The sequence below is a fragment of the Aeromonas sp. S2(2024) genome (genome assembly GCF_041402505.1).
Lineage (GTDB): Bacteria > Pseudomonadota > Gammaproteobacteria > Enterobacterales > Aeromonadaceae > Aeromonas > Aeromonas media.
In genome coordinates this window covers 1-1486 of sequence record NZ_JBGLRL010000050.1, presented here as the reverse complement: position 1 = coordinate 1486, position 1486 = coordinate 1, and the positions used below count along the sequence as shown (strand labels likewise).

Below are 1486 nucleotides of genomic sequence, written 5' to 3'. Positions count from 1 at the left end.
TCCTGGATCGAGCAAAACTACGGGGAGCGTGCCTGATGCATATCCTGTTGTTTGGCAAGAATGGCCAGGTAGGCTGGGAGTTGCAGCGCTCACTCGCTCCGTTGGGCCGAGTCACCGCCGTCGACTTCGATTCCACCGATTATTGTGGTGATTTCAGCAACCCGGCAGGGGTAGCCGACACAGTGCGCCTGCTCAAGCCGGATGTGATTGTCAATGCTGCGGCTCACACCGCCGTCGACAAGGCGGAAAGCGAGCGGGAATTCGCCGAACTGCTCAACGCCACCAGCGTGGCTGCGATTGCCAAAGAAGCTGAGGTGTTGGGTGCCTGGCTGGTGCACTACTCCACCGATTACGTATTCGATGGCAGTGGCGAACGTCCTTGGGTCGAGAGCGATGAGACAGCTCCGCTCAATGTCTATGGGGAGACCAAGTTGGCTGGGGAACAGGCAGCAGCGCTTTGTGCTCACCATCTTATCTTCCGCACCAGCTGGGTCTATGCCGCCCGTGGCGCTAACTTCGCCAAGACCATGCTGCGTTTTGGCAAGGAGCGCAGTGAAATGTCGGTCATCCATGATCAATTTGGCGCTCCGACCGGAGCCGAACTGCTGGCCGATTGCACCGCTCATGCGATCCGCACGGCGCAAGCCAAACCTGAGGTGGCGGGGCTCTACCATCTGATCGCCTCCGGCACCACGACCTGGTTTGACTATGCCCAGCTGGTGTTTGCCAAAGCGAGGGCTGCCGGGGTTGAACTGGCGGTCACACACGTCAATGCCGTACCGACCAGCGCGTTTCCAACGCCGGCCAAACGTCCACATAACTCGCGACTCGATACCACCAAGTTCCAGCGCACCTTCAATCTGCGCCTGCCGGACTGGACTGTCGGTGTCGAGCGAATGCTGACCGAGATCATCGGAAAATAAGAAAATAAAGATAGCGTGGGTATACGGTTTCACGCTCCAGTAGGGATAAAACGCAAAATGAGTGTTATGCAAGCGCACTCACTTTGATGGGTTACATAATTCAAAGATAAGAAATCAAGTACTATGAACAAACGTAAAGGTATTATTCTGGCCGGTGGCTCTGGCACTCGTCTCTATCCCGTCACCATGGCCGTCAGCAAACAGTTGCTGCCCATCTATGACAAGCCGATGATCTATTATCCGCTGAGTACTCTGATGCTGGCGGGGATCCGCGATATCTTGATCATCAGTACTCCGCAGGATACCCCTCGTTTTGAGCAGTTGCTGGGTGATGGCAGCCAGTGGGGCTTGAATCTGCAATACAAGGTACAACCGAGCCCGGATGGCCTGGCACAAGCCTTTGTTCTGGGGGAAGAGTTTATTGGCTCTGACCCCTGTGCCCTGGTGCTGGGTGACAATATCTTCTATGGCCACGACCTGCAGAAACAGTTGGAGGCAGCCGCAGCCAAGCCTTATGGCGCCACCGTGTTTGCCTATCACGTACATGATCCAGAGCGCTATGG

General features: G+C 55.9%; 2 protein-coding genes. Both read left to right on the top strand.

Annotated elements, in window-relative coordinates; translation table 11 throughout:
* Positions 1-35: 35 nt before the first annotated feature.
* A complete protein-coding gene (gene rfbD, locus ACB039_RS20865; protein ID WP_371166370.1) occupies positions 36-923 on the top strand; it encodes a dTDP-4-dehydrorhamnose reductase in 888 nt (295 codons plus the stop codon).
* A gap of 123 nt (positions 924-1046) precedes the next feature.
* The coding region (locus ACB039_RS20860) for a sugar nucleotidyltransferase (protein ID WP_371166369.1) at positions 1047-1486 on the top strand (440 nt) is incomplete at its 3' end.

Excerpts from the sequence above, each read along its gene's own strand:
- rfbD (WP_371166370.1), top strand. The coding sequence starts at position 36 with ATGCATATCCTGTTGTTTGGCAAGAATGGCCAGGTAGGCTGGGAGTTG.